The organism is Citrobacter sp. ANG330 (assembly GCF_047467925.1).
Lineage (GTDB): Bacteria > Pseudomonadota > Gammaproteobacteria > Enterobacterales > Enterobacteriaceae > Citrobacter_A > Citrobacter_A amalonaticus_G.
In genome coordinates this window covers 402,471-421,029 of sequence record NZ_JASJUI010000002.1, presented here as the reverse complement: position 1 = coordinate 421,029, position 18,559 = coordinate 402,471, and the positions used below count along the sequence as shown (strand labels likewise).

At 55.0% G+C, this 18,559-nt stretch carries 21 protein-coding genes; 17 read left to right on the top strand and 4 right to left on the bottom strand.

From position 1 onward, the window contains the following. Window positions 1–44: 44 nt before the first annotated feature. Together cbpM and cbpA are read right to left on the bottom strand one after the other, a co-directional pair. Window positions 45–350 carry a chaperone modulator CbpM gene (gene cbpM / locus QNN88_RS07815; protein ID WP_414239704.1) on the bottom strand — a complete coding sequence of 102 codons (306 nt, stop codon included), beginning with the start codon at window positions 348–350 and terminating at the stop codon, window positions 45–47. Then, window positions 350–1,270 carry a curved DNA-binding protein gene (cbpA, locus tag QNN88_RS07810; RefSeq protein WP_414239703.1) on the bottom strand — a complete coding sequence of 307 codons (921 nt, stop codon included), beginning with the start codon at window positions 1,268–1,270 and terminating at the stop codon, window positions 350–352. The genes cbpM and cbpA overlap by 1 nt, the downstream gene beginning before the upstream one ends. Before the next feature lie 181 nt (window positions 1,271–1,451). Between cbpA and QNN88_RS07805 the strand changes: the two genes are divergently transcribed. The 16 genes from QNN88_RS07805 (at window position 1,452) to agp (ending at window position 17,031) form a co-directional block, all read left to right on the top strand. Next, on the top strand, window positions 1,452–1,814 hold the full coding sequence (locus QNN88_RS07805; protein WP_414239702.1) for a copper resistance protein: 363 nt from the start codon (window positions 1,452–1,454) through the stop codon (window positions 1,812–1,814). A gap of 48 nt (window positions 1,815–1,862) precedes the next feature. After that, a complete protein-coding gene (locus QNN88_RS07800; RefSeq protein WP_414239701.1) occupies window positions 1,863–3,743 on the top strand; it encodes a protein-disulfide reductase DsbD family protein in 1,881 nt (626 codons plus the stop codon). Further along, window positions 3,740–4,363, top strand: coding sequence for a DsbA family protein (locus tag QNN88_RS07795; protein ID WP_414239700.1), 624 nt, complete (start codon window positions 3,740–3,742; stop codon window positions 4,361–4,363). The genes QNN88_RS07800 and QNN88_RS07795 overlap by 4 nt, the downstream gene beginning before the upstream one ends. Continuing rightward, window positions 4,353–4,859 carry a protein disulfide oxidoreductase gene (locus QNN88_RS07790; protein ID WP_414239699.1) on the top strand — a complete coding sequence of 169 codons (507 nt, stop codon included), beginning with the start codon at window positions 4,353–4,355 and terminating at the stop codon, window positions 4,857–4,859. The genes QNN88_RS07795 and QNN88_RS07790 overlap by 11 nt, the downstream gene beginning before the upstream one ends. A 191-nt stretch (window positions 4,860–5,050) precedes the next feature. Beyond that, on the top strand, window positions 5,051–5,803 hold the full coding sequence (nqrC, locus tag QNN88_RS07785; protein ID WP_414239809.1) for an NADH:ubiquinone reductase (Na(+)-transporting) subunit C: 753 nt from the start codon (window positions 5,051–5,053) through the stop codon (window positions 5,801–5,803). Window positions 5,804–6,066: 263 nt separating this feature from the next. After that, window positions 6,067–8,007: an FTR1 family iron permease gene (locus tag QNN88_RS07780; RefSeq protein WP_414239698.1), complete on the top strand. Its 1,941-nt coding sequence runs from the start codon at window positions 6,067–6,069 to the stop codon at window positions 8,005–8,007. Window positions 8,008–8,036: 29 nt separating this feature from the next. Then, entirely contained in the window at window positions 8,037–8,564 is a 528-nt protein-coding gene (locus QNN88_RS07775) for an iron transporter (protein ID WP_042319779.1), read from the top strand. 66 nt (window positions 8,565–8,630) lie between these two features. Continuing rightward, the gene (locus tag QNN88_RS07770) at window positions 8,631–10,010 is read left to right on the top strand and encodes a Fe-S-containing protein (protein WP_414239697.1); all 1,380 of its coding nucleotides are present in this window, start codon (window positions 8,631–8,633) and stop codon (window positions 10,008–10,010) included. 2 nt (window positions 10,011–10,012) lie between these two features. Then, window positions 10,013–11,296 (top strand): ABC transporter permease, encoded by a 1,284-nt coding sequence (locus tag QNN88_RS07765; protein WP_414239696.1) that lies wholly within the window; start codon window positions 10,013–10,015, stop codon window positions 11,294–11,296. Further along, entirely contained in the window at window positions 11,286–12,416 is a 1,131-nt protein-coding gene (locus QNN88_RS07760) for an ABC transporter permease (RefSeq protein ID WP_414239695.1), read from the top strand. The genes QNN88_RS07765 and QNN88_RS07760 overlap by 11 nt, the downstream gene beginning before the upstream one ends. 4 nt (window positions 12,417–12,420) lie before the next feature. Further along, the gene (locus QNN88_RS07755; RefSeq protein WP_061077124.1) at window positions 12,421–13,116 is read left to right on the top strand and encodes an ABC transporter ATP-binding protein; all 696 of its coding nucleotides are present in this window, start codon (window positions 12,421–12,423) and stop codon (window positions 13,114–13,116) included. Further along, entirely contained in the window at window positions 13,103–13,588 is a 486-nt protein-coding gene (locus tag QNN88_RS07750; protein ID WP_414239694.1) for a TlpA family protein disulfide reductase, read from the top strand. The genes QNN88_RS07755 and QNN88_RS07750 overlap by 14 nt, the downstream gene beginning before the upstream one ends. Before the next feature lie 24 nt (window positions 13,589–13,612). Beyond that, entirely contained in the window at window positions 13,613–14,101 is a 489-nt protein-coding gene (locus QNN88_RS07745; RefSeq protein ID WP_414239693.1) for a hypothetical protein, read from the top strand. Window positions 14,102–14,187: 86 nt separating this feature from the next. Further along, window positions 14,188–14,946 carry a sulfite exporter TauE/SafE family protein gene (locus tag QNN88_RS07740; protein ID WP_414239692.1) on the top strand — a complete coding sequence of 253 codons (759 nt, stop codon included), beginning with the start codon at window positions 14,188–14,190 and terminating at the stop codon, window positions 14,944–14,946. A gap of 49 nt (window positions 14,947–14,995) precedes the next feature. Further along, window positions 14,996–15,703: an ArsR/SmtB family transcription factor gene (locus tag QNN88_RS07735; protein WP_414239691.1), complete on the top strand. Its 708-nt coding sequence runs from the start codon at window positions 14,996–14,998 to the stop codon at window positions 15,701–15,703. Between the two features lie 86 nt (window positions 15,704–15,789). Further along, window positions 15,790–17,031 carry a bifunctional glucose-1-phosphatase/inositol phosphatase gene (agp, locus tag QNN88_RS07730; RefSeq protein ID WP_414239690.1) on the top strand — a complete coding sequence of 414 codons (1,242 nt, stop codon included), beginning with the start codon at window positions 15,790–15,792 and terminating at the stop codon, window positions 17,029–17,031. A 35-nt stretch (window positions 17,032–17,066) separates the two neighbouring features. Here agp and QNN88_RS07725 read toward each other — a convergent pair whose 3' ends face one another. Both QNN88_RS07725 and wrbA read right to left on the bottom strand, forming a co-directional pair. After that, window positions 17,067–17,294 (bottom strand): YccJ family protein, encoded by a 228-nt coding sequence (locus tag QNN88_RS07725; RefSeq protein WP_336218631.1) that lies wholly within the window; start codon window positions 17,292–17,294, stop codon window positions 17,067–17,069. 20 nt (window positions 17,295–17,314) lie between these two features. Further along, window positions 17,315–17,911: an NAD(P)H:quinone oxidoreductase gene (gene wrbA, locus QNN88_RS07720; protein WP_414239689.1), complete on the bottom strand. Its 597-nt coding sequence runs from the start codon at window positions 17,909–17,911 to the stop codon at window positions 17,315–17,317. Window positions 17,912–18,293: 382 nt separating this feature from the next. On the opposite strand from wrbA, the gene QNN88_RS07715 reads away from it, so the two are divergent. Continuing rightward, complete coding sequence (locus QNN88_RS07715; RefSeq protein ID WP_043001044.1) at window positions 18,294–18,467, top strand: general stress protein; 174 nt, start codon at window positions 18,294–18,296, stop codon at window positions 18,465–18,467. The last annotated feature ends 92 nt before the right edge of the window (window positions 18,468–18,559 follow it).

Genomic DNA, 18,559 nt, shown 5'->3' with positions numbered 1-18,559 from the left:
TTATATCATTGCCTGATGAATGGGCGGCGTATGCTGCCCTGAACTTATAGATGATTAATAAAGCGAGCAAGTCGCTGTTGCAACAGGCGGTTTTCCTGGCGTAAACGGGTATTCTCTTCCAGCAGCGTCAGCGCCACGGCGATGCCCGGCCAGTCGAGCGCCAGCTCTTCCCGCAATCGCAAGGCGCGCTGGACCACGGTGGCCGCATGATCGTCAAACTGCCAGCTGTCCGCGGTTTCGGCGTAAGGTTCGATGACGCCCAGACCCACGATCTCGTTCAGGTCTTCCTCCGTCACGCCGGTATGCAGGCAAAACTCGGTAACCGTAAAGGTGATGGTGACGTTAGCCATTATGCTTTCCCCCAATCTTTGCGCGGATCAAAACCTGACTGTGCTTCTGCCAGTTGCTGCCACAGCGTCGTTGCGCGTTCGTCCGGTTTCGGCGGCATCACTATCTTCAGCACGACATACAAATCACCGGTCTGTTTTTTACTGACCAGACCTTTCCCTTTAATGCGCAGACGTTGTCCGGCCTGGCTGCCGGGGGGGATGGTGACCAGAATGCTCTCTTTCAGCGTGGGGACGGCAATCTTCGCGCCCAGCGCCGCTTCCCACGGGGCGAGCGGTACCACAATTTCCAGATCCTGATTTACGATATCGAACAACGGATGCGGCGCGATGTGAATGACCAGCCATAAATCGCCGTTCGGTCCGCCGTTTTCACCCGGCGTCCCCTGGCCTTTCAGGCGAATGCGCTGACCATTGCCGACGCCTGCCGGAATTTTCACGTTCAGGGTTTTTGGAATTTCACGTTCAATCATGCCGAACGCATTATAGACCGGCAGGTTATAGCTAATGGTTCGGCTGTGTTCAGCGAGCGTTTCTTCAAGAAAAACCGCGACTTCAATTTCAATATCATGTCCACGGCTGGCATGGCGCTGGCGCGACTGACGCGCGTGCTGCCCAAAAATGGAGGAGAAGATATCGTCGAAGTCTTCGGCGTTGTAACTCTGGTTCTCGCCCTGCTGGAACTGACGGTTGAATTGCGGGTCATTGCGGTGTTGCCAGAGCTGATCGTATTCGGCGCGTCGTTGTTCATCGCTCAGCACTTCCCAGGCTTCGGCAACCTCTTTAAAGCGGGCTTCCGCATCGGATTCTTTGCTGACATCGGGATGGTATTTACGGGCCAGTCGGCGGTAAGCGGTCTTGATAGTCTTGAGATCGTCCGTCGGTTTCACGCCCATGATGGCGTAATAATCCTTTAATTCCATAGCGTTCTCTCGGGTTAATCAATACAGGCTGAAGGGATCCCTTAAAAGGTGTCACCAGTAAGTGTAGGGTAATCCCGTCGCGAGCGAATGCCAACCAGCGAAACAACATATCTTTACAGCCCAGAGGTTGCGTAAAACACGCCAGCCGCTAAGATAACTCGCGTCAATGAGTGAGGGTGCGATGGCGAAACGTCAACGGATGGGATGGTGGTTTCTCTGCCTGGCATGTGTCGTGGTGATGGTCTGTACCGCGCAGCGCATGGCGGGCCTGCATGCGTTGCAGATGGAGACAACCGCGATCGCGGCGACGGCATCGTCGACATCTGTGACAGAGGAAGCGTCCCCCGTGACCCCGTGCGAGCTTAGCGCAAAGTCGCTGCTGGCCGCGCCGCCGGTGATGTTCGAGGGCGCCATTCTTGCACTCTGTATACTCCTCGCGTTGTTAACGCCGTTCAGATCGGTACGTTTACCGTTCTTTCCGCAACGGGTTATTTCTCCTCCCCGGCTTCGGGTCCATCTCAGATTCTGTGTTTTCCGTGAATGACAGACCGGCTGTTGCAGTCAGTTAATTAATCATTTATGGAGAAAAATCATGATATTTGCCATCAGGCAGGGACTGCTCTGCCTGTTATTCCTCTGGCTGCCTTTGTCATGGGCGGCTGAGAGCGGCTGGCTTCGTTCTGAACAGAACGATCATGCCAGCGTACGACTGCGTGCTGATACGTCCGCACAGGGGGAAACCCGTCTACTCATCGACGTTAAACTGGAAGACGGCTGGAAAACCTACTGGCGTTCGCCGGGGGAAGGTGGCGTTGCGCCATCGGTGAGCTGGAAAGGCGATGTGCCTGCGGTGGACTGGTTCTGGCCGACGCCCGCCCGTTTTGACGTCGCTGGGATCACCACGCAGGGCTATCACCAGCAGGTTACCTTTCCGCTGGTGGTACGTGGACGAGCCCCCGCCAGCCTTTCCGGCGTGCTGACGCTCTCCACCTGTAGCAACGTCTGTTTGCTGACCGACTACCCGTTCTCGCTCACGCCTTCGCAGGAGGATGCCGGGTTTGCGCATGACTATGCACAGGCGATGGGGCGCGTGCCTCTGGCGCATGGTCTGACGCAAACGCTGAGCGCCGGTGCGCGCGATGGTGAGTTGATCATCGAGGCACAGCGCAGCGGTGGCTGGAGTGCGCCGGCACTCTTTCTTGATAGCGCTGAGGATGCGGATTTCGCCAAACCGCTTATCCGGGTCGATGGCGACAAACTCCGTGCGACGGTCCCGGTTCACGATAGCTGGGGGGAAGGGGCGCCGAATCTGCGCGGCAGGACACTCTCACTGGTGCTGGCGGATAACGGCGTGGCGCAGGAAAGCCAACTTATCGTTGGCGACGCGTCGGGGGCGGATCCCGCCGGACAGCCGTTCTGGCAGGTGATTCTGATGGCGTTGGCGGGCGGTCTGATCCTCAATCTGATGCCCTGTGTGCTGCCGGTGCTGGGGATGAAACTGGGATCGATTTTGCTCGTCGAAGAGAAAAACCGTCAACAGGTCCGCCGCCAGTTCCTCGCCTCGGTAGGCGGTATTTTGTTCTCCTTTATGGCTCTGGCGCTGCTGATGACCGTGCTTCGCCTGAGTAATCAGGCGTTGGGCTGGGGGATCCAGTTCCAGAATCCGTGGTTTATTGGCGCGATGGTCCTGGTGATGCTTGCCTTCAGCGCCAGTTTGTTCGGCCTGTTTGAATTTCGCCTGCCGTCATCCATGTCCACCCGACTGGCGACTTACGGCGGCGAAGGCCTGGCGGGGCATTTCTGGCAGGGCGCGTTCGCCACGCTGCTGGCGACACCGTGCAGCGCGCCGTTTCTCGGTACGGCGGTGGCGGTAGCGCTGGCGGCGTCGCTGCCCGTGTTGTGGGGGCTTTTCTTCGCCCTCGGCGTTGGGATGAGCCTGCCGTGGTTGCTGGTCGCCCTGCGTCCGGGTCTGGCGCTTCGTCTGCCGAAGCCGGGACGCTGGATGAACGGACTACGACGCCTGCTCGGCTTAATGATGCTCGGTTCGGCCCTCTGGCTGGCAACGCTGCTTCTGCCGCATCTGGGCTTTACTTCTCAGAGTGCGGCGAAAGAAAGTGTCCGCTGGCAGCCGCTGAGCGAGCAGGCGATCACTGACGCGCTTACGCAGCATCAGCGCGTGTTTATCGACGTGACCGCTGAATGGTGCATTACCTGCAAGGTCAATAAATACAACGTATTGAATACACCTGAGGTGCAAAAAGCGCTACAGCAGTCGGACGTGGTGGCCCTGCGCGGCGACTGGACGCTGCCATCTGATGACATCACCGCGTTTCTGAAATCCCGCGGCCAGGTCGCCGTACCGTATAACCAAATTTATGGCCCCGGCTTACAGCAAGGTCAGGCGCTGCCAACGTTATTATCGCGCGACGGTCTGTTAAAAACGCTGTCCGACGCGAAAGGAGAAACGCCATGAAATTCCTGATAATCCTCCTGTTTTCTCTGTTCAGTCTGTCCAGCGCCGCCAAAGAAGCCGCGCCGTTTACCCCGGAACAGGAAAAACAGATAGAAGCCCTTATTCATGAAGCGTTGTTTAACGATCCGGCCAGCCCGCGCATAGGTGCAAAACAGGCAAAACTGACGCTGGTGAATTTCACGGATTACAACTGTCCGTACTGCAAACAGCTTGATCCGCTGCTGGAGAAAATCGTGATGAAATACCCTGATGTGGTGGTGATCGTCAAACCGCTGCCTTTCAAAGGCGAAAGTTCAGTACTGTCTGCCCGAACGGCGCTTACCACCTGGCGTGAACATCCGCAGCAGTTCCTCGCGCTGCATGAAAAGCTGATGCAAAAGAAGGGATATCACACTGACGTCAGCATTAAGCAAGCGCAGGAGAAAGCGGGAGCCAGCCCGGTCACGCTGGATGAAAAAAGCAATGAAACGCTGAGTACCAATCTGCAACTGGCACGTCTGGTTGGCGTCCAGGGCACACCGGCGACAATCGTTGGCGATGAATTGCTCCCCGGAGCGGTCTCCTGGGAGGTGCTTGAAGAGGTCGTCAAGGAAAAGCTGGCGGTGGCAAATGATCAGTAAGTTACGGCGCTGGCTGCGTGAAGGGCTGATTTTTCTGGCCCTGTTAGCGGGCGGGATGCTGCTGATGGATGCCTGGCGCGCGCCGCAGGCACCGGCTTCTTTCGACAGTACGCCGCTCACCACGCTGGATGGCGAACAGGTGACGCTGGCGGCATTAAGCGAGGAAGAGCCGCTACTCATCTATTTCTGGGCGACCTGGTGCGGCGTCTGCCGTTATACCACGCCGGACGTGGCACGCTTGCAGGCGCAAGGGGAAAACGTGCTGACCCTCGCGCTGCGTTCGGGAGATGACCGGATGCTCGCGGACTGGATGGCGCGTAAAGGGCTCTCTTTCCCGGTGGTCAATGACGTCAGCGGCACGTTCGCCCGCAACTGGGATATCAGCGTGACCCCCACGCTGGTCGTGGTGTCCAAAGGGCAGGTCGTATCAACGACCAGCGGCTGGACCAGCTACTGGGGCATGGTCTTGCGCCTGTGGTGGGCGAAAATGCGTTGAGTGAAGGCCGGGGAAACCCGGCTTTTTTTACACCATAAATAGTCGTAACAACATGCGATTAAAATATTTAAGGCAGAAAGTAAACGGGCTTAATCAATATTTTCTCGGCTTTTGTCATTGCAAATGACGATGAGTGATGGCATATCATGTGGCGATATAACGATGTTAATGCTTACAGGGATTATAAAGAAATGCGCAAAACTAAAATTATTATTGCATCAATGATGGTGCTTTGTGTCCTTATTTTTTTGACCGCGATCGCCTGGTTTATGTTGTTCCAGGGGGAAGTGACTGCGCCGACGGAAGAGGAAAAAAAAGTCGCTGTTTTACAGGCTGCGGGCTTATTTAAGACGGATTCTCAGGGTAAAAAATCGATCGAGAGTTTATATCAGCGCGCGATTGTCATGCGAACGCTGAATCTGGATTCTGGCGAGTGGGTGACGGATAAAACAGCTGCACAGAGTTGTAAAAAACTTATACCGGAGCAGGACCCTGCACAGATTCGTCAGCGCTGTACGCTGGCGGAAGTTTATCTGGTAAAAGATAAGTATAATAAGATTCAGCAGGTTATCATTCCTGTTTCGGGCAAAGGGGCGAAATCGATGATGCACGCATTTCTCTCTTTGGGACTGGACGGCCGTACGGTGAACAATCTGTATTATTATCAGCAGAGGGAGACGCCATTTCTGGGGGCCAGAGTGAAAGATGAAAGCTGGCGTCAACAATGGCCGGGTAAAAAAGTGGCTGATGATAATGGAAGTCCGGCGTTGAAAATAGTTCAAAAAAAATCAGTGAAGCATAACGAATATACCGTTGATGGTATTTCTGGGGCGACGCTGACGTCAACGGGCGTTGAGAGAAGTATTAACTACTGGATCAGTGAACAGGGCTATGGCCCATTTTTGCAGCGACTGAAACAAGACCCGGAGATGTTGTATCGCTGAATAATGTGCGCTTTTGATTAATTTACTTTAAGCCACCAGGCGCAGTATGATTATTTTTTCGGATTCACGCAACGTAATCATTCAATTCCTGACGGTAGGGTGGCGTATATTATCCGCCGTCAGATTTCGCCCTCCATCACATATCGATGAAATAAATTTACATAACTTGTCACCCGTTGACATTTTTATGATCCAGGTCATGTACAACGCCAATAAAAACCGATAATGATAATAATTATCATTTGTGTTATTTGGTGCGTATCGTGCGTAAGTTTTGCCTCTCACTGCTGGTGACTCTCTTCAGTCTGCTCATATGCTTTAGCGTATGGGCTGCGACAAACTATGCTCCGTTTATTGAGGATATTGAGCAACGTCTTGATAAAACAGCAGAACTTTATTCTCAACAGCACACCGATGAGGCGCGACGAACGGTGCAAATGGCCTACTTTGAGGTGTTTGAAAATCTTGAAGGTCCCATCCGTATTAATATTTCCGCCAGTAAAAGTTACGAAATGGAGAGCGCTTTCGGTGAAATCCGGCGGATGATTGGCGAGAAAAAACCGCTCGCTGATGTGCAGTCGCGAATCGACTGGCTGAAGGCATCGTTACGTGAAGTCGAACCGGTGCTGGACGGCGGACACCGACTGGTGGCGGAAGAGCAGCACACCGCGCTGACCCGAATGGATATCGCGGTCCACTGGCAAGAGAGCTTCCGTATTATCGACGATCTGCTGGCCCAGGCGGTGAATGACTATCAGGCCGGGAACTACGCTACGGCCAGTCAGCACGTTCAGCAGGCGCACTATCAGGGATTCAAAAACTCTGAGATGGAAATGTCGGTCAGGCAGAATCGCTCGGCCAAAGATGCCTCCGCCATCAACCAACAGTTTTCCGCACTGATTGCCCTTGCCGCCCAACCGGATCGCCTCAACGACGTCTCTTATCAGGTCACTACGCTGTTACAGGACATTGAGGATATTCTGCCTGGCTTACCGACGACCCGCGACGATCAGCAGATTGCGGCTCCACAAACTGCGGACAACGGTCCGGCGGTGGAGGAGGAGAGCTCGCGCGCAAACTGGGGTGAGGTGGCGGGTGGAATCAATCAGAGCATTCAGGACGCCATTGCTCGGTATCAACGCGGCGAGACACAGAATGCCATTCTGGATGTTCAGGATAGTTATTTCGATCGCTTCGAAGCCAGCGGCATGGAAAACAAAATCGGCTCCCGTGATTCGGCGTTCAAAACCACGCTGGAAGCCTACTTCACCCGTCTGGTCAGCTTAATGAAAGTCGGTCAGCCGGCAGAAAGACTCCAGTCCGAAGCGAGTGCGCTCGAGCTGGATCTGCAAAAAGCGGTGACGATGCTTGGTGAAGGTGAAGAGACGCAATGGAGCCTACTGCTTTACAGCCTGATGATCATCGTCCGTGAAGGGCTGGAAGCCCTGCTGATCGTGGCGGCGATTGTCGCCTACATGGTGAAAAACAATCATCAGGATAAGCTGCCGCTGATTCGCCAGTCGGTGATCGTAGCTCTGGTCGCCAGCGTGATCACCGCAGTGATTTTCCAGTTGCTGTTCACCAACTCGGGCGCCAGTCGGGAACTGCTGGAAGGTATTACGATGTTGATTGCGGTCGTGATGCTGTTCTTCATGAGCTACTGGCTGCTGTCCAAAGTGGAAGCCCGACACTGGAAGGCCTGGCTGGAAGGCAAGCTGTCTCACTCGCTGACGAAAGGGTCGCTGGTGGGGTTGTGGCTGACCAGTTTCCTCGCTGTCTATCGCGAAGGCGCCGAAACGGTTCTGTTCTACTACGCCCTGATCGGCGATGCCAAAGATGTCGCCGGACACATGGCGATTGGCGCGGGCTTTGTCATTGGCTGTGTCGTATTACTGGCAGCGTGGCTGGTCATGCGTTATTCGGTGGTGCGTTTGCCGCTGAAACCCTTCTTTATGTTTACCGGCAGTTTCATGTACCTGATGGCCTTCGTGTTTGCGGGCAAAGGCGTACTGGAGCTGGTGGAAGGCAAACTTTTCCAGCCAACGTTGATTAACGGTTTCCCGGAAATCAGCTGGCTGGGGATTTATCCCTATGTGGAAACGCTGTTACCGCAGGCAGTATTGCTGCTCGCTGCGCTGGTTGCGCTGTGGGTCATGCGGCGAAAAAGCGCCGTTCCAGGGGAAACAATAAAAAACACTCTGTAGTTGTGATTTTAGACGAGAGGATATGTCTGATGACCATGAAGAAAACCCTGATTGCCAGTGCAGTAATGGCCGGAATTTTTACCGCACCAGCAGCGTTCGCCTTTAAAGAGTATCCGGCGGGCGAGCCTGTTGTGATGAATGAAATGGAGCTGGCTGCCGTTTATCTGCAGCCAATTGATATGGAACCGCGCGGCATGGGTTTACCGGCAGCCAAAGCCGATATTCACCTTGAGGCGGATATTCACGCGGTCGAAGGCAGTAAAAACGGCTTTGGCGCAGGTGAGTGGATCCCGTATCTGACCATCAGCTACACCCTGGTCAACAGCGATACCGGTGAAAAACAGGAAGGAACGTTTATGCCGATGGTCGCCAGCGATGGCCCTCACTATGGCGCGAACGTCAAGATGATGGGCGTGGGCAACTATAAAGTGACTTACCACATTGAACCACCGTCAAAAGCGGGGATGCACCGTCACACCGACAGTGACACCGGCGTCGGTCGCTGGTGGAAACCGTTTGATGTGAGCTACGAATTTAAATACGTCGGTCTGAACTAAGAAAACCGATGCGCCGGGATGCTAACTCATCCCGGCCGAGTCAATCCGCTGTTCAGAGTCGATGTCATGAGTTACTTTTTCGTCACCACGTTACAGGTCTTTTTCTGCATCGCGTTACTTTCCGGTGTTCTCTGGAGTCGAAACGCTCCCCCTTCCTTACGCCCTCTGGGCTGGACGCTGCTTATTAGCCTGGTGGCCGGCGTGCTGGCAGGACTGACGCTGCGCGGTTCACAGCCGGTACAGCTATTACTGGTCGGAACGGAAGTGATGGTCACGTTGCTGTTTGTGCTCAGCTTCTGGTGGGCGGGAAACCGTGTGCGCTATCTGTGGCAGGGGATTATGGTCTTTGGCGCAGCGCGTCACTGGGCGCTCGATCCGAATCTCGGTGGCTTAACCAGCACGCATGTCCTGAATACTGAACTGCTGCTGAATTTGACGGCAGTGGTCCTTGCCTTTGCGATCCTCTGTCTGGCGGGTGCGCTTTGCGCCATGCTGCTGCGCCGAATCCGCGTGCTGTACTGGCCGTTCACTCTCATTCTGCTGGTCATGCTATGGCTGCCGTTAAGCGGTAATTTGCTGTTGCTGTTGATGAAGCTACAGGTACTGCCGCTGGCGAAATCGCTGCTGAGCTTTGTGGCGAAAGTGACCAATAATGCGCCAGCCTATAACTGGATGGCGGTGGGATTACTGCTGATTCTGGCGCTGTGCTGGCTGCCGTCGTTGCTAAGCGCCCATCGTCAGACGCGGGCAACAGAAGAACCGATTGCTCATCGCCTGGCGCTGGCGCAGCGGCGTAATGCGCTGCGACTTTGGCTCGTCACCTTCGGCTGTGCCGTGGTGGTGATTGCCGGGCAACTGTGGTGGGACAACGTTGCGTCACAACCGCCGCAGCTTTCGCAAGCCATCCCGGTAACGCTCGCCAGCGATGGCAGTGTCCACCTGCCTGTTGAACAACTGCGGGATGGTAAACTGCATCGCTTTGTCTGGGTGGCTGACGATGGCAAAGCCGTACGCTTTTTCATCATCAACCGTTATCCCGATAAACTGCGCTTTGGCGTGGTGTTTGATGCCTGTCTGCTGTGCGGCGATCAGGGCTATGTGATGGAAGGAAATCAGGTCATTTGCGTCGCCTGCGGGGTACACATTTTTATCCCTTCCATTGGCAAACCCGGCGGTTGCAATCCGGTACCGATTGAAAACTGGCACAACGATGAAAAAGAGTTAGTGATCCCCGGTAAAGAACTGGCCGCTGGCGTGAACTACTTCTCGACGGTGATGACCATTCAGGTCACCGATCCGGTTGACGGTTCAACTCTGACCAATACCTCTGCGGACTTCAAATACAGCTACGGCGGTAAGACCTGGTTCTTCTCCTCCGAAGCAAACTATGACCGTTTCCGTAAAACGCCGGAACAGTTTGTTCCTGCTGAACTGAGGGAGGAGTAACGATGCTGTGGCGAATGTTACGACAATCCTGGGGACGCAACCTGCGGCGTAAAGGACTGGCGATTATCACGGTCTTTCTTGCAGCCAGCTTGATCTCGGCGCTGCTGGCGGTATCGATCGACATCGGTGACAAAATGTCGAGGGAGCTCAAATCCTACGGCGCGAACATCCTGATTGAGCCTGCCGGACAAGCGGCATTGCCTGCGCTGTTTAGTGAAAGCAGTAATCCGCTCTCGGGGCAAGATTTCCTTGATGAAGCTGAATTGCCAAATATCAAAGATATTTTCTGGCGCAATAACATTGTCGGTTTTGCGCCGATGCTGGGCGGTGAAGTCACGATGAACGATAACGTGGTGCGCATTCTGGGGTCGTTCTTCAGTCAGCCGGTCGATATTCCGGATGAAGAGGGATATGAAACCGGACAGAAAACGGTCAGCCCGTTCTGGCAGGTGACCGGCGACTGGCCGCAGGAAGGCGAGAACAGCCCACCGCAAACGCTGGTGGGGCACGCGCTGGCGCGACAAACAGGATGGAAAGCGGGTGATACGCTGGCGCTAAACAACGCGGGTACAACAGTTCATGTCACCGTCAGCGGGATCCTCTCCAGCGGCGGCGAGGAAGATAACCAACTGGTGATGCCGCTCGCGACGGCGCAGACGTTGCTGGGGTTGCCCGGCAAGGTGCAGGCCATTCGTGTTTCGGCGCTCACGGTACCGGAAAATGAGCTTTCACGTCGCGCACGGGAAAATCTGGATGCACTCAATGCGGAAGAGTACGACCTCTGGTACTGCACTGCTTATGTTTCTTCCATCGCCCACCAACTGGAGGAGGCGATCTCCGGGGCGGAGGTACGCCCGGTCTGGCAGGTCGCCGCATCTGAAGGGGTGGTGATTGATAAAATTCAGCTGCTGATGGCGGTGGTGACGATTGCTGCGCTGGCGGCATCGGCAATGGGGATTGCCTCGCTAATGACCAGCACCATTATGGAGCGCGCCAAAGAGATCGGTCTGATGAAGGCGCTTGGCGCGCGCCAGTGGCAGATCATGTTGCTTTTTTACCTCGAAGCCGCCTCCAGTGGGCTGGCAGGCGGAGCGCTGGGCTGCGTTGCCGGATGGGGGCTGGCGAAAGCGATTGGCGTTATGTTGTTCGACGCGCCGCTCGATTTCGCCTGGATTGTGGTGCCGTGTGTACTGGTGGTTGCGGTGTTGATTGCCCTGATCGGAACCTGGTTCCCGGCACGACGTATTGCGCGACTCTATCCCGTGGAGGTGCTCTATGGCCGCTAAACAGACAATGCTCTGGCTGCTGGTGTGGCGGGCGCTGCGCCTGCGCTTTCAGCGGGTCAGCGTGGTTTTTGCCGCGCTGATGGTGGGGGCAACCATCGTGACGGCGCTGAGCGCGGTATGGTTCGACATCAATACTAAAATGAGTGAAGAGTTGCGCACCTTCGGTGCCAACTTCTACATCGGGCCGGGGCACGGCGCGAGTATGCCGCAGCAGGAGCTACAGACCCTTCTGGATGATGCGCCACCAGGGCTGGTTCACGGTGCCAGTCCGTGGTTATACGGCATGGCGCGTACCGAACTGGAAAAAGTGGTGATCGTCGGTGTCTGGTTTGAATCGTTACAAAAACTGGTGCCTTACTGGCAGGTTCAGGGCAGCTGGATTGGTGTCAGCTTCGACGATCGCAACGCGATGATTGGCGTCAAGCTGGCGGAGCGCCTCAACGTTCAGCCCGGCGAGAACGTTACGCTGGTCGATCATAACCAGCGGAAAAATTTGCAGATTAAAGGCATTGTTGAAGCCGGTGACGCCACGGACAACATGCTGATCGTCAGCCTTGACGTGGCGCAAGCCTGGCTGCATCAGCCGGGGAAAATCAGCCACGGCCTGTTGAGCGTAAGTAATGATGTCGGCCAGGTTGATCGCTATGCCAGCCGGCTGCAAAGCCAGTACCCGGATCTGGAGATTCGCCCGGTGCGTAAAGTCTCCGCCTCAGAAGGGCAGGTGCTGGATAAGATCAAAGGGTTGATGGGGCTGGTATCGCTGGTGATTCTGGCGCTCTCTTCCCTGTGCGTGAATACCACCCTGATGGCGATAGTCGGCGAGCGTGCCCGCGAGTTCGCTCTGCAAAAAGCGCTGGGTGCGAGCAATGGCGACATCGTACGGCAAATCTTGCTGGAAACCTGCATTATCGCCCTTGCGGCCGTCGTGTGCGGCTGGTTGTTGGGTTATTTGCTGGCGCAACTGTTGGGACTGACGGTATTCAATGCGGCAATCTCGTTGCGTCTGCCGGTGCTACCCATCACCCTTGTATTGTCTTTACTGGTCGCCATTCTGGCGGCGATTGTTCCGGTACGGCGTGCGGTCAGCGTCGAACCCGCTAACGTGCTGAAAGGAGAGTAGCGCCATGTCCGTGACGCAAATTCCACAGGTAGCGATCGAAACTCGTCATCTTTATAAACGGTTTGGCGATGTTACCGCCCTGGATGATATTAACCTGCGAATTACACAAGGGGAGTTTGTCGCCATTATGGGAGCCTCCGGTTCCGGGAAAACGACGCTGATGAACATTCTCACCTGTCTGGATACCGCAACGGAAGGTCAGGTGTTCCTTGATGGAACGGACGCCGCCGCACTGGACGAAGAAGGAAGGCGTCGTTTTCGCGCCGAGAAGATTGGTCTGGTGTTCCAGCAATTCCATCTCATTCCTTTTTTAACCGCGCTGGAAAATATCATGCTGGCGCAGCACTATCACAGTGTGGTGGATGAAGCTGCGGCCAGAAAAGTACTGGAACAGGTCGGTCTTGGGCACCGCGTCACCCATTTACCCAGCCAGCTTTCCGGTGGGGAGCAGCAGCGTGTCTGTATTGCGAGAGCGCTGGTGAATGAGCCGCCGGTCATTTTTGCGGATGAACCGACGGGCAACCTTGATGAAGAGAATGAACAGCGGGTGTTGGATTTGCTTACCGATTTGCACCGCCAGGGGCGCACGATAGTCATGGTGACGCATAACCCGGCGCTTGGACAGTTTGCCGATCGCATTTTGCGTCTGCAACACGGAAAGTATCAGGGAGAGGAGGCGATGCAACATGCGCTGGCTTAACGTTTTCATTCTCTCACTGGCGGTATTGCTCAGTGGCTGTAAAGAGGAAAAACTGGCCGTTGGCGAGACGGCTCCGGCGCTGGCGGCCTTTGATTTGCAAGGCCAGGAGTCCGGACTGGACCGCTGGCAGGGAAAATCCATCTACCTGAACTTCTGGTCGGCAGGCTGCGGTGGCTGTCTGGCGGAGATGGATTCGCTGGAAACGCTCAGCCAGAAATGGGGCGATAGCGTGGTAGTGGTGGCGGTGAATACCGATCCGGGTACGGTCAGCCTGGATGCGCTGCTGGCGAAGCATCAGGTGTCGTATCCGGTCCTTCGCGATCAGATGAAGATCACTCAGGAACGATATCAGGTCATCGGCACACCGACCTCGGTCCTGATTGACCCCCAGGGCCGGGTGCTGGAGTGGCATCAGGGAATGCGTAAACCGGCGGAATTAGCCGCCACGTTCGCTCGTCTCGCGGGGCGATAAGTTTTCGCTGGAGGGATACCGCTGATGGCATTTATCTGGAACGACGAGAGCCTGGCTCTCCTGTGTGAAAACGCGGGCGTCCTCTCGACGCAACACATTGCGCAGATGCTGTGCACCAATGTGACAGTGGTGCGCAATATGGCTTACCGGCTGAAACTCAGTTTGCGTGTGTCGGCGTATAACCAGAAGAGAATTCAACAGGTTCAGGCATTGTATGAATCCGATGAACCGTTGACCCTGAAGGAGATTGCCGTGCGAACCGGGCTCACGTTCAGCACGGTGCAGTACATCGTCTATGTCAAACTGAAACATAAACCCTATGCCACCCGCGAGTTTATCGCATTCGAAACACAGGATGCGGTGCATTACCGCGTGCAAAAAGAGTTTGTCGATACCGAGCGTTCGCAACTGCAGCAACCGATGGACAACAGCCGTTTTCAGGAATTATATCTCAAAGACGGGACCGCCTACTGCGCGCGTAACATCCGCCATGAAGTCATTATCTCTGAATAGCTGAAACCACATTTCGTTCGCTGGCGAAGCAAGTATCTTCGTGAGCATTCAGGATGGGTCATCTTCTCCTTACAGGACGCTGAAGCATGACCCTTCTTTTTGCATTCGACCCCGACCAGGTTTTGATGATTGCCTTGACCTTTGTTCTTGCGGGGATAGTGAAAGGCGTTACCGGCATGGGTCTGCCCACCGTGGCGATGGGGATCCTCGGTTCATTGATCTCGCCGGTCGCGGCGGCGGCTATGCTGTTACTGCCTTCGCTGGTCAGTAATCTTTTTCAGTTTGGCGGCGGCGGAAACACCCGAACGTTACTGAAGCGGTTATGGCCGATGCTGCTTACCGTAGTGATTGCCACATTGTTAGCCAGCGCCTGGCTAACCGGTGGCGATACCTCCCGTACCCAGTTCGCACTTGGGCTTGCGCTGATAGTCTATGCGCTCTGGACGCTGGCAGGGAAACGGATCGCGGTCAGCCCAAAGCGTGAAAAACCGCTTTCGCTGATTGTCGGATTCACCACGGGGTTGTTGACCGGAGGGACCGGCGTCTTTGTGATGCCGGCGGTGCCGTGGATCCAGTCACTGGGCTTTGAGAAAGATGAACTGGTGCAGGCGCTTGGGATCTCATTTACTTTTTCCACGCTGGCGTTAGCGTTTGGACTATGGTGGCATGGCGCGCTCCCCGTACAGTCGCTAAGCGTGTCGGCCTTCGCCATTATTCCGGCGCTGATCGGTCAGTGGGCTGGCACGCGTATCCGGCGGGTCATCTCCCCCGTGGTCTTTAAGCGCTGTTTCCTGTTTTGTCTGATGGGGCTCGGTGCGGAAATGATACTCCGTGCGGTGACTTAATCAGCCATTCATGCCATCGTTACTTTTTCCCACAGGCACCGAGGCCACCATGACATTATCAGGAATGAATGAAGAAGAGGGCGAACTCGAATCACGAATGGCGCTGACAGCGGCGGTGATGGCGGACAAGTCACGCTCCCGGATGCTGTGCGCGTTAATGGATGGTCGGGCATGGACGGCGACAGAACTGAGTGCGGTGGCGGATATCTCAGCTTCAACCGCCAGTGCGCACCTGGCCCGTCTGTGCGAGCAGCGGTTTGTTGTTTCTCTCGCCCAGGGGCGACACCGCTATTTTCGCCTCGCAAGCGCAGACATAGCGGAACTGCTGGAGCGTCTGATGGGCGTTGCCTGGGCATCAACGGCCTCGCGAAAAATCACCACGCCGCTGAGTTTACGTCAGGCCAGAACCTGTTATGACCATCTGGCCGGAGAAGTGGCGGTGAGACTGTTTGATACGCTGGTCTCCCGACAGTGGCTGACGGCGGATGGCGAAACCCTGACGCCTCTGGGTGAGGAAAAACTGGCGGCGCTGGGGGTCGTGGTTCAGACCGGCTCGTCACGACGCAAATTCAGTTGCGGGTGTCTGGACTGGAGCGAGCGACGTTATCATCTGGGCGGGGTTCTGGGCGCTGCGTTGCTGGACTGGTTTATTGCGCTGCGCGGGATCAAAACGACGCCGGGAAGCCGCCATGTCACCTTTACACCTTCCGGGATCCGCAGGCTGGAGTCGGCATTTGGCATTAAAACGACAGGCTAATCCCTCATTTTGCGGTCTCGTTCCCAAAAAAGTGTCATATATCTGTCACACTTATGAATGACGAATAACAACACGAGGTCGTAGGGATGAACAAATCGTTAATTGCCGCCGCTGTGGCAGGGGTTGTGATGATGTCTTCTGCCGCGCAGGCGCAGACAGCGCCGGAAGGCTATCAGCTACAGCAAGTATTGATGATGAGTCGACATAACTTACGTGCGCCGCTGGCGAATAACGGTAGCGTGCTCGAGCAGTCCACTCCGAATAAGTGGCCTGAATGGGAGGTGCCGGGCGGGCAACTCACCACCAAAGGTGGCGTACTGGAAGTGTACATGGGTCATTACATGCGGGAATGGCTGGCTGAGCAGGGGATGGTGAAGACCGGCGAATGCCCGGCACCGGATACGGTCTATACCTACGCCAATAGCCTGCAGCGTACGGTGGCGACCGCCCAGTTCTTTATCACCGGCGCGTTCCCAGGTTGTGATGTTCCGGTACATCATCAGGAAAAAATGGGCACGATGGACCCAACCTTTAATCCGGTGATCACCGATGACTCGGCGGCTTTCCGCGAGAAAGCCGTGCAGGCGATGGAAAAAGAGCGTAGCCAGATGCAACTTGATGACAGCTACAAGTTGCTGGAACAGATGATCAACTACAAAGACTCGCCATCGTGCAAAGAAAAGCAGCAGTGTTCACTGACCGAGGCCAAAGACACCTTTAGTGCGAACTATGAGCAGGAACCCGGTGTTTCCGGGCCGCTGAAAGTGGGTAACTCGCTGGTGGACGCCTTCACGCTGCAATACTACGAAGGTTTCCCGATGGATCAGGTGGCCTGGGGTGAAATTAAGTCCGATCAGCAGTGGAAGGTGTTGTCGAAACTGAAGAACGGCTACCAGGATAGCCTGTTTACCTCTCCGGAAGTCGCGCGTAATGTGGCGAAACCGCTGGTGAAATACATCGACAAAGCGCTGGTGACCGAACAGGCGAAAGCGCCGAAAATCACTGTGCTGGTAGGCCATGACTCCAACATCGCCTCACTGCTTACCGCACTGGAATTCAAACCCTATCAGCTACATGATCAGAACGAACGCACGCCGATCGGCGGGAAAATTGTCTTCCAGCGCTGGCATGACAGCAAAGCCAACCGCGATCTGATGAAAATTGAGTATGTCTATCAGAGTTCAGATCAACTGCGTAATGCGGATGTGCTGACGCTGAAAGCGCCGGCGCAGCGAGTGACCCTTGAGCTGAAAGGGTGCCCGATTGATGCCAACGGTTTTTGTTCGATCGACAAGTTCGACACGCTGTTGAATGAGGCCGCGAAATAAGGAGTTTCCCCCGCGAAAGCGGGGGAAGTGACGGACTAAACGTTTTTGCGCTCGATGGTTTGTTCGCCCCAGAAGAGCGAATCTTTATCTGTTTTATCAAAGGCTTTGATCAGCACTTCATCACTGCCTTCTTCCCAAATCTTTTCTGCCAGTTTCTCGTCATATCCGGCAACTTCAAATATGGCTTCGGCTATTTCTGGCGACGTATTGCGCAGACTTGCCCACTCACCGACATGATGAGCCTTCGCTTCTTGAGTTGGCATGCTTGTCCTCCTGTTGAAGATTAGCCGTTGAGCTTCACTGCCAGACCGGCAACGTATTCGCCCTGATAACGTGCAATTGAAAGTTCTTCCTGGCTCGGCTGGCGTGAACCGTCGCCGCCAGCAATGGTGGTTGCGCCATAAGGCGTGCCGCCGCGAACCTGTGAAACATCAAAAAGTTCCTGCGCGGCGTAGCCGATGGGCACAATCACCATCCCATGATGGGCAAGTGTAGTCCATGTGGAGGTAATCGTTTGTTCCTGACCGCCGCCGGTGCCAGTGGAACTGAAAACGCTGGCGAGTTTGCCATACAGCGCACCTGACGCCCATAAGCCGCCCGTCTGATCCAGGAAGGTACGCATCTGTCCTGACATATTGCCAAAGCGCGTTGGCGTACCAAAAATAATGGCGTCGTAATCCGCCAGTTCCTGCGGGGTGGCGACGGGGGCGTTTTGCGTTTTGCCGCCGGCTTTGGCAAAAACTTCAGCTGGCATGGTTTCCGGTACACGCTTAATTACGACCTCTGCGCCGTCCACTTTGTTTGCCCCTTCCGCTACCGCGTGCGCCATCGTTTCGATGTGTCCGTACATGGAATAATAAAGCACCAGAACTTTAGCCATTTGTACTACTCCTCGTATTAACCGTGTCTGTAGCGATTCGCTACCCTCTTTAAAGATATGACGTGGCGCTCAGAGTGCAAATATCACTACCATTTCTTTGATTTATAACAAATTTTACGACTACTTGTTTTGTAGCAAAATGATACATTTTTCGTCGCTCAATTTTGTTAATCATAAGAAAGGCTTATTGATTAAGTGTGGCGATTATTCCTTAACGCGGACTTAAGCTGTTGCAGGATATTACCAGCAGCGGGTCAAACGCTCTGTATTGCCTAAGCTTAGGTTCACGCAGCGAGGTGAATGGCATCCGCCATCCGCGGCGTGAGGAGTCACTCCTCAGTACCTATGCAATATGATGTCTAATCAATGACGGAGGTCAGTAATGGCAAACCATCGAGGCGGTTCCGGTAATTTTGCCGAAGACCGTGAAAGAGCATCAGAAGCAGGTAAGAAAGGTGGTCAGCACAGCGGGGGGAATTTTAAAAACGACCCGCAGCGTGCCTCTGAAGCAGGTAAGAAAGGGGGCAAGAGCAGTGGTGGCAGCCGTAATAGCTAGCATTGCCGCACTTGCCGATCATCACGTTCAGCCTCCCCTTACTGCGTGATGACGCCACCGCCGCCGGAAAATCCGGCGGTTTTTTTTGCCCG

Bases quoted from the DNA above. Each gene is read 5' to 3' on its own strand.
- QNN88_RS07725 (WP_336218631.1), bottom strand. From the start codon at position 17,294: ATGCCAACTCAAGAAGCGAAGGCTCATCATGTCGGTGAGTGGGCAAGT.
- QNN88_RS07740 (WP_414239692.1), top strand. From the start codon at position 14,188: ATGACCCTTCTTTTTGCATTCGACCCCGACCAGGTTTTGATGATTGCC.
- QNN88_RS07735 (WP_414239691.1), top strand. From the start codon at position 14,996: ATGACATTATCAGGAATGAATGAAGAAGAGGGCGAACTCGAATCACGA.
- agp (WP_414239690.1), top strand. From the start codon at position 15,790: ATGAACAAATCGTTAATTGCCGCCGCTGTGGCAGGGGTTGTGATGATG.
- QNN88_RS07805 (WP_414239702.1), top strand. From the start codon at position 1,452: ATGGCGAAACGTCAACGGATGGGATGGTGGTTTCTCTGCCTGGCATGT.
- QNN88_RS07775 (WP_042319779.1), top strand. From the start codon at position 8,037: ATGACCATGAAGAAAACCCTGATTGCCAGTGCAGTAATGGCCGGAATT.
- cbpA (WP_414239703.1), bottom strand. From the start codon at position 1,270: ATGGAATTAAAGGATTATTACGCCATCATGGGCGTGAAACCGACGGAC.
- QNN88_RS07795 (WP_414239700.1), top strand. From the start codon at position 3,740: ATGAAATTCCTGATAATCCTCCTGTTTTCTCTGTTCAGTCTGTCCAGC.
- QNN88_RS07770 (WP_414239697.1), top strand. From the start codon at position 8,631: ATGAGTTACTTTTTCGTCACCACGTTACAGGTCTTTTTCTGCATCGCG.
- QNN88_RS07715 (WP_043001044.1), top strand. From the start codon at position 18,294: ATGGCAAACCATCGAGGCGGTTCCGGTAATTTTGCCGAAGACCGTGAA.
- QNN88_RS07790 (WP_414239699.1), top strand. From the start codon at position 4,353: ATGATCAGTAAGTTACGGCGCTGGCTGCGTGAAGGGCTGATTTTTCTG.
- QNN88_RS07765 (WP_414239696.1), top strand. From the start codon at position 10,013: ATGCTGTGGCGAATGTTACGACAATCCTGGGGACGCAACCTGCGGCGT.
- cbpM (WP_414239704.1), bottom strand. From the start codon at position 350: ATGGCTAACGTCACCATCACCTTTACGGTTACCGAGTTTTGCCTGCAT.
- QNN88_RS07760 (WP_414239695.1), top strand. From the start codon at position 11,286: ATGGCCGCTAAACAGACAATGCTCTGGCTGCTGGTGTGGCGGGCGCTG.
- nqrC (WP_414239809.1), top strand. From the start codon at position 5,051: ATGCGCAAAACTAAAATTATTATTGCATCAATGATGGTGCTTTGTGTC.
- wrbA (WP_414239689.1), bottom strand. From the start codon at position 17,911: ATGGCTAAAGTTCTGGTGCTTTATTATTCCATGTACGGACACATCGAA.
- QNN88_RS07755 (WP_061077124.1), top strand. From the start codon at position 12,421: ATGTCCGTGACGCAAATTCCACAGGTAGCGATCGAAACTCGTCATCTT.
- QNN88_RS07800 (WP_414239701.1), top strand. From the start codon at position 1,863: ATGATATTTGCCATCAGGCAGGGACTGCTCTGCCTGTTATTCCTCTGG.
- QNN88_RS07750 (WP_414239694.1), top strand. From the start codon at position 13,103: ATGCGCTGGCTTAACGTTTTCATTCTCTCACTGGCGGTATTGCTCAGT.
- QNN88_RS07745 (WP_414239693.1), top strand. From the start codon at position 13,613: ATGGCATTTATCTGGAACGACGAGAGCCTGGCTCTCCTGTGTGAAAAC.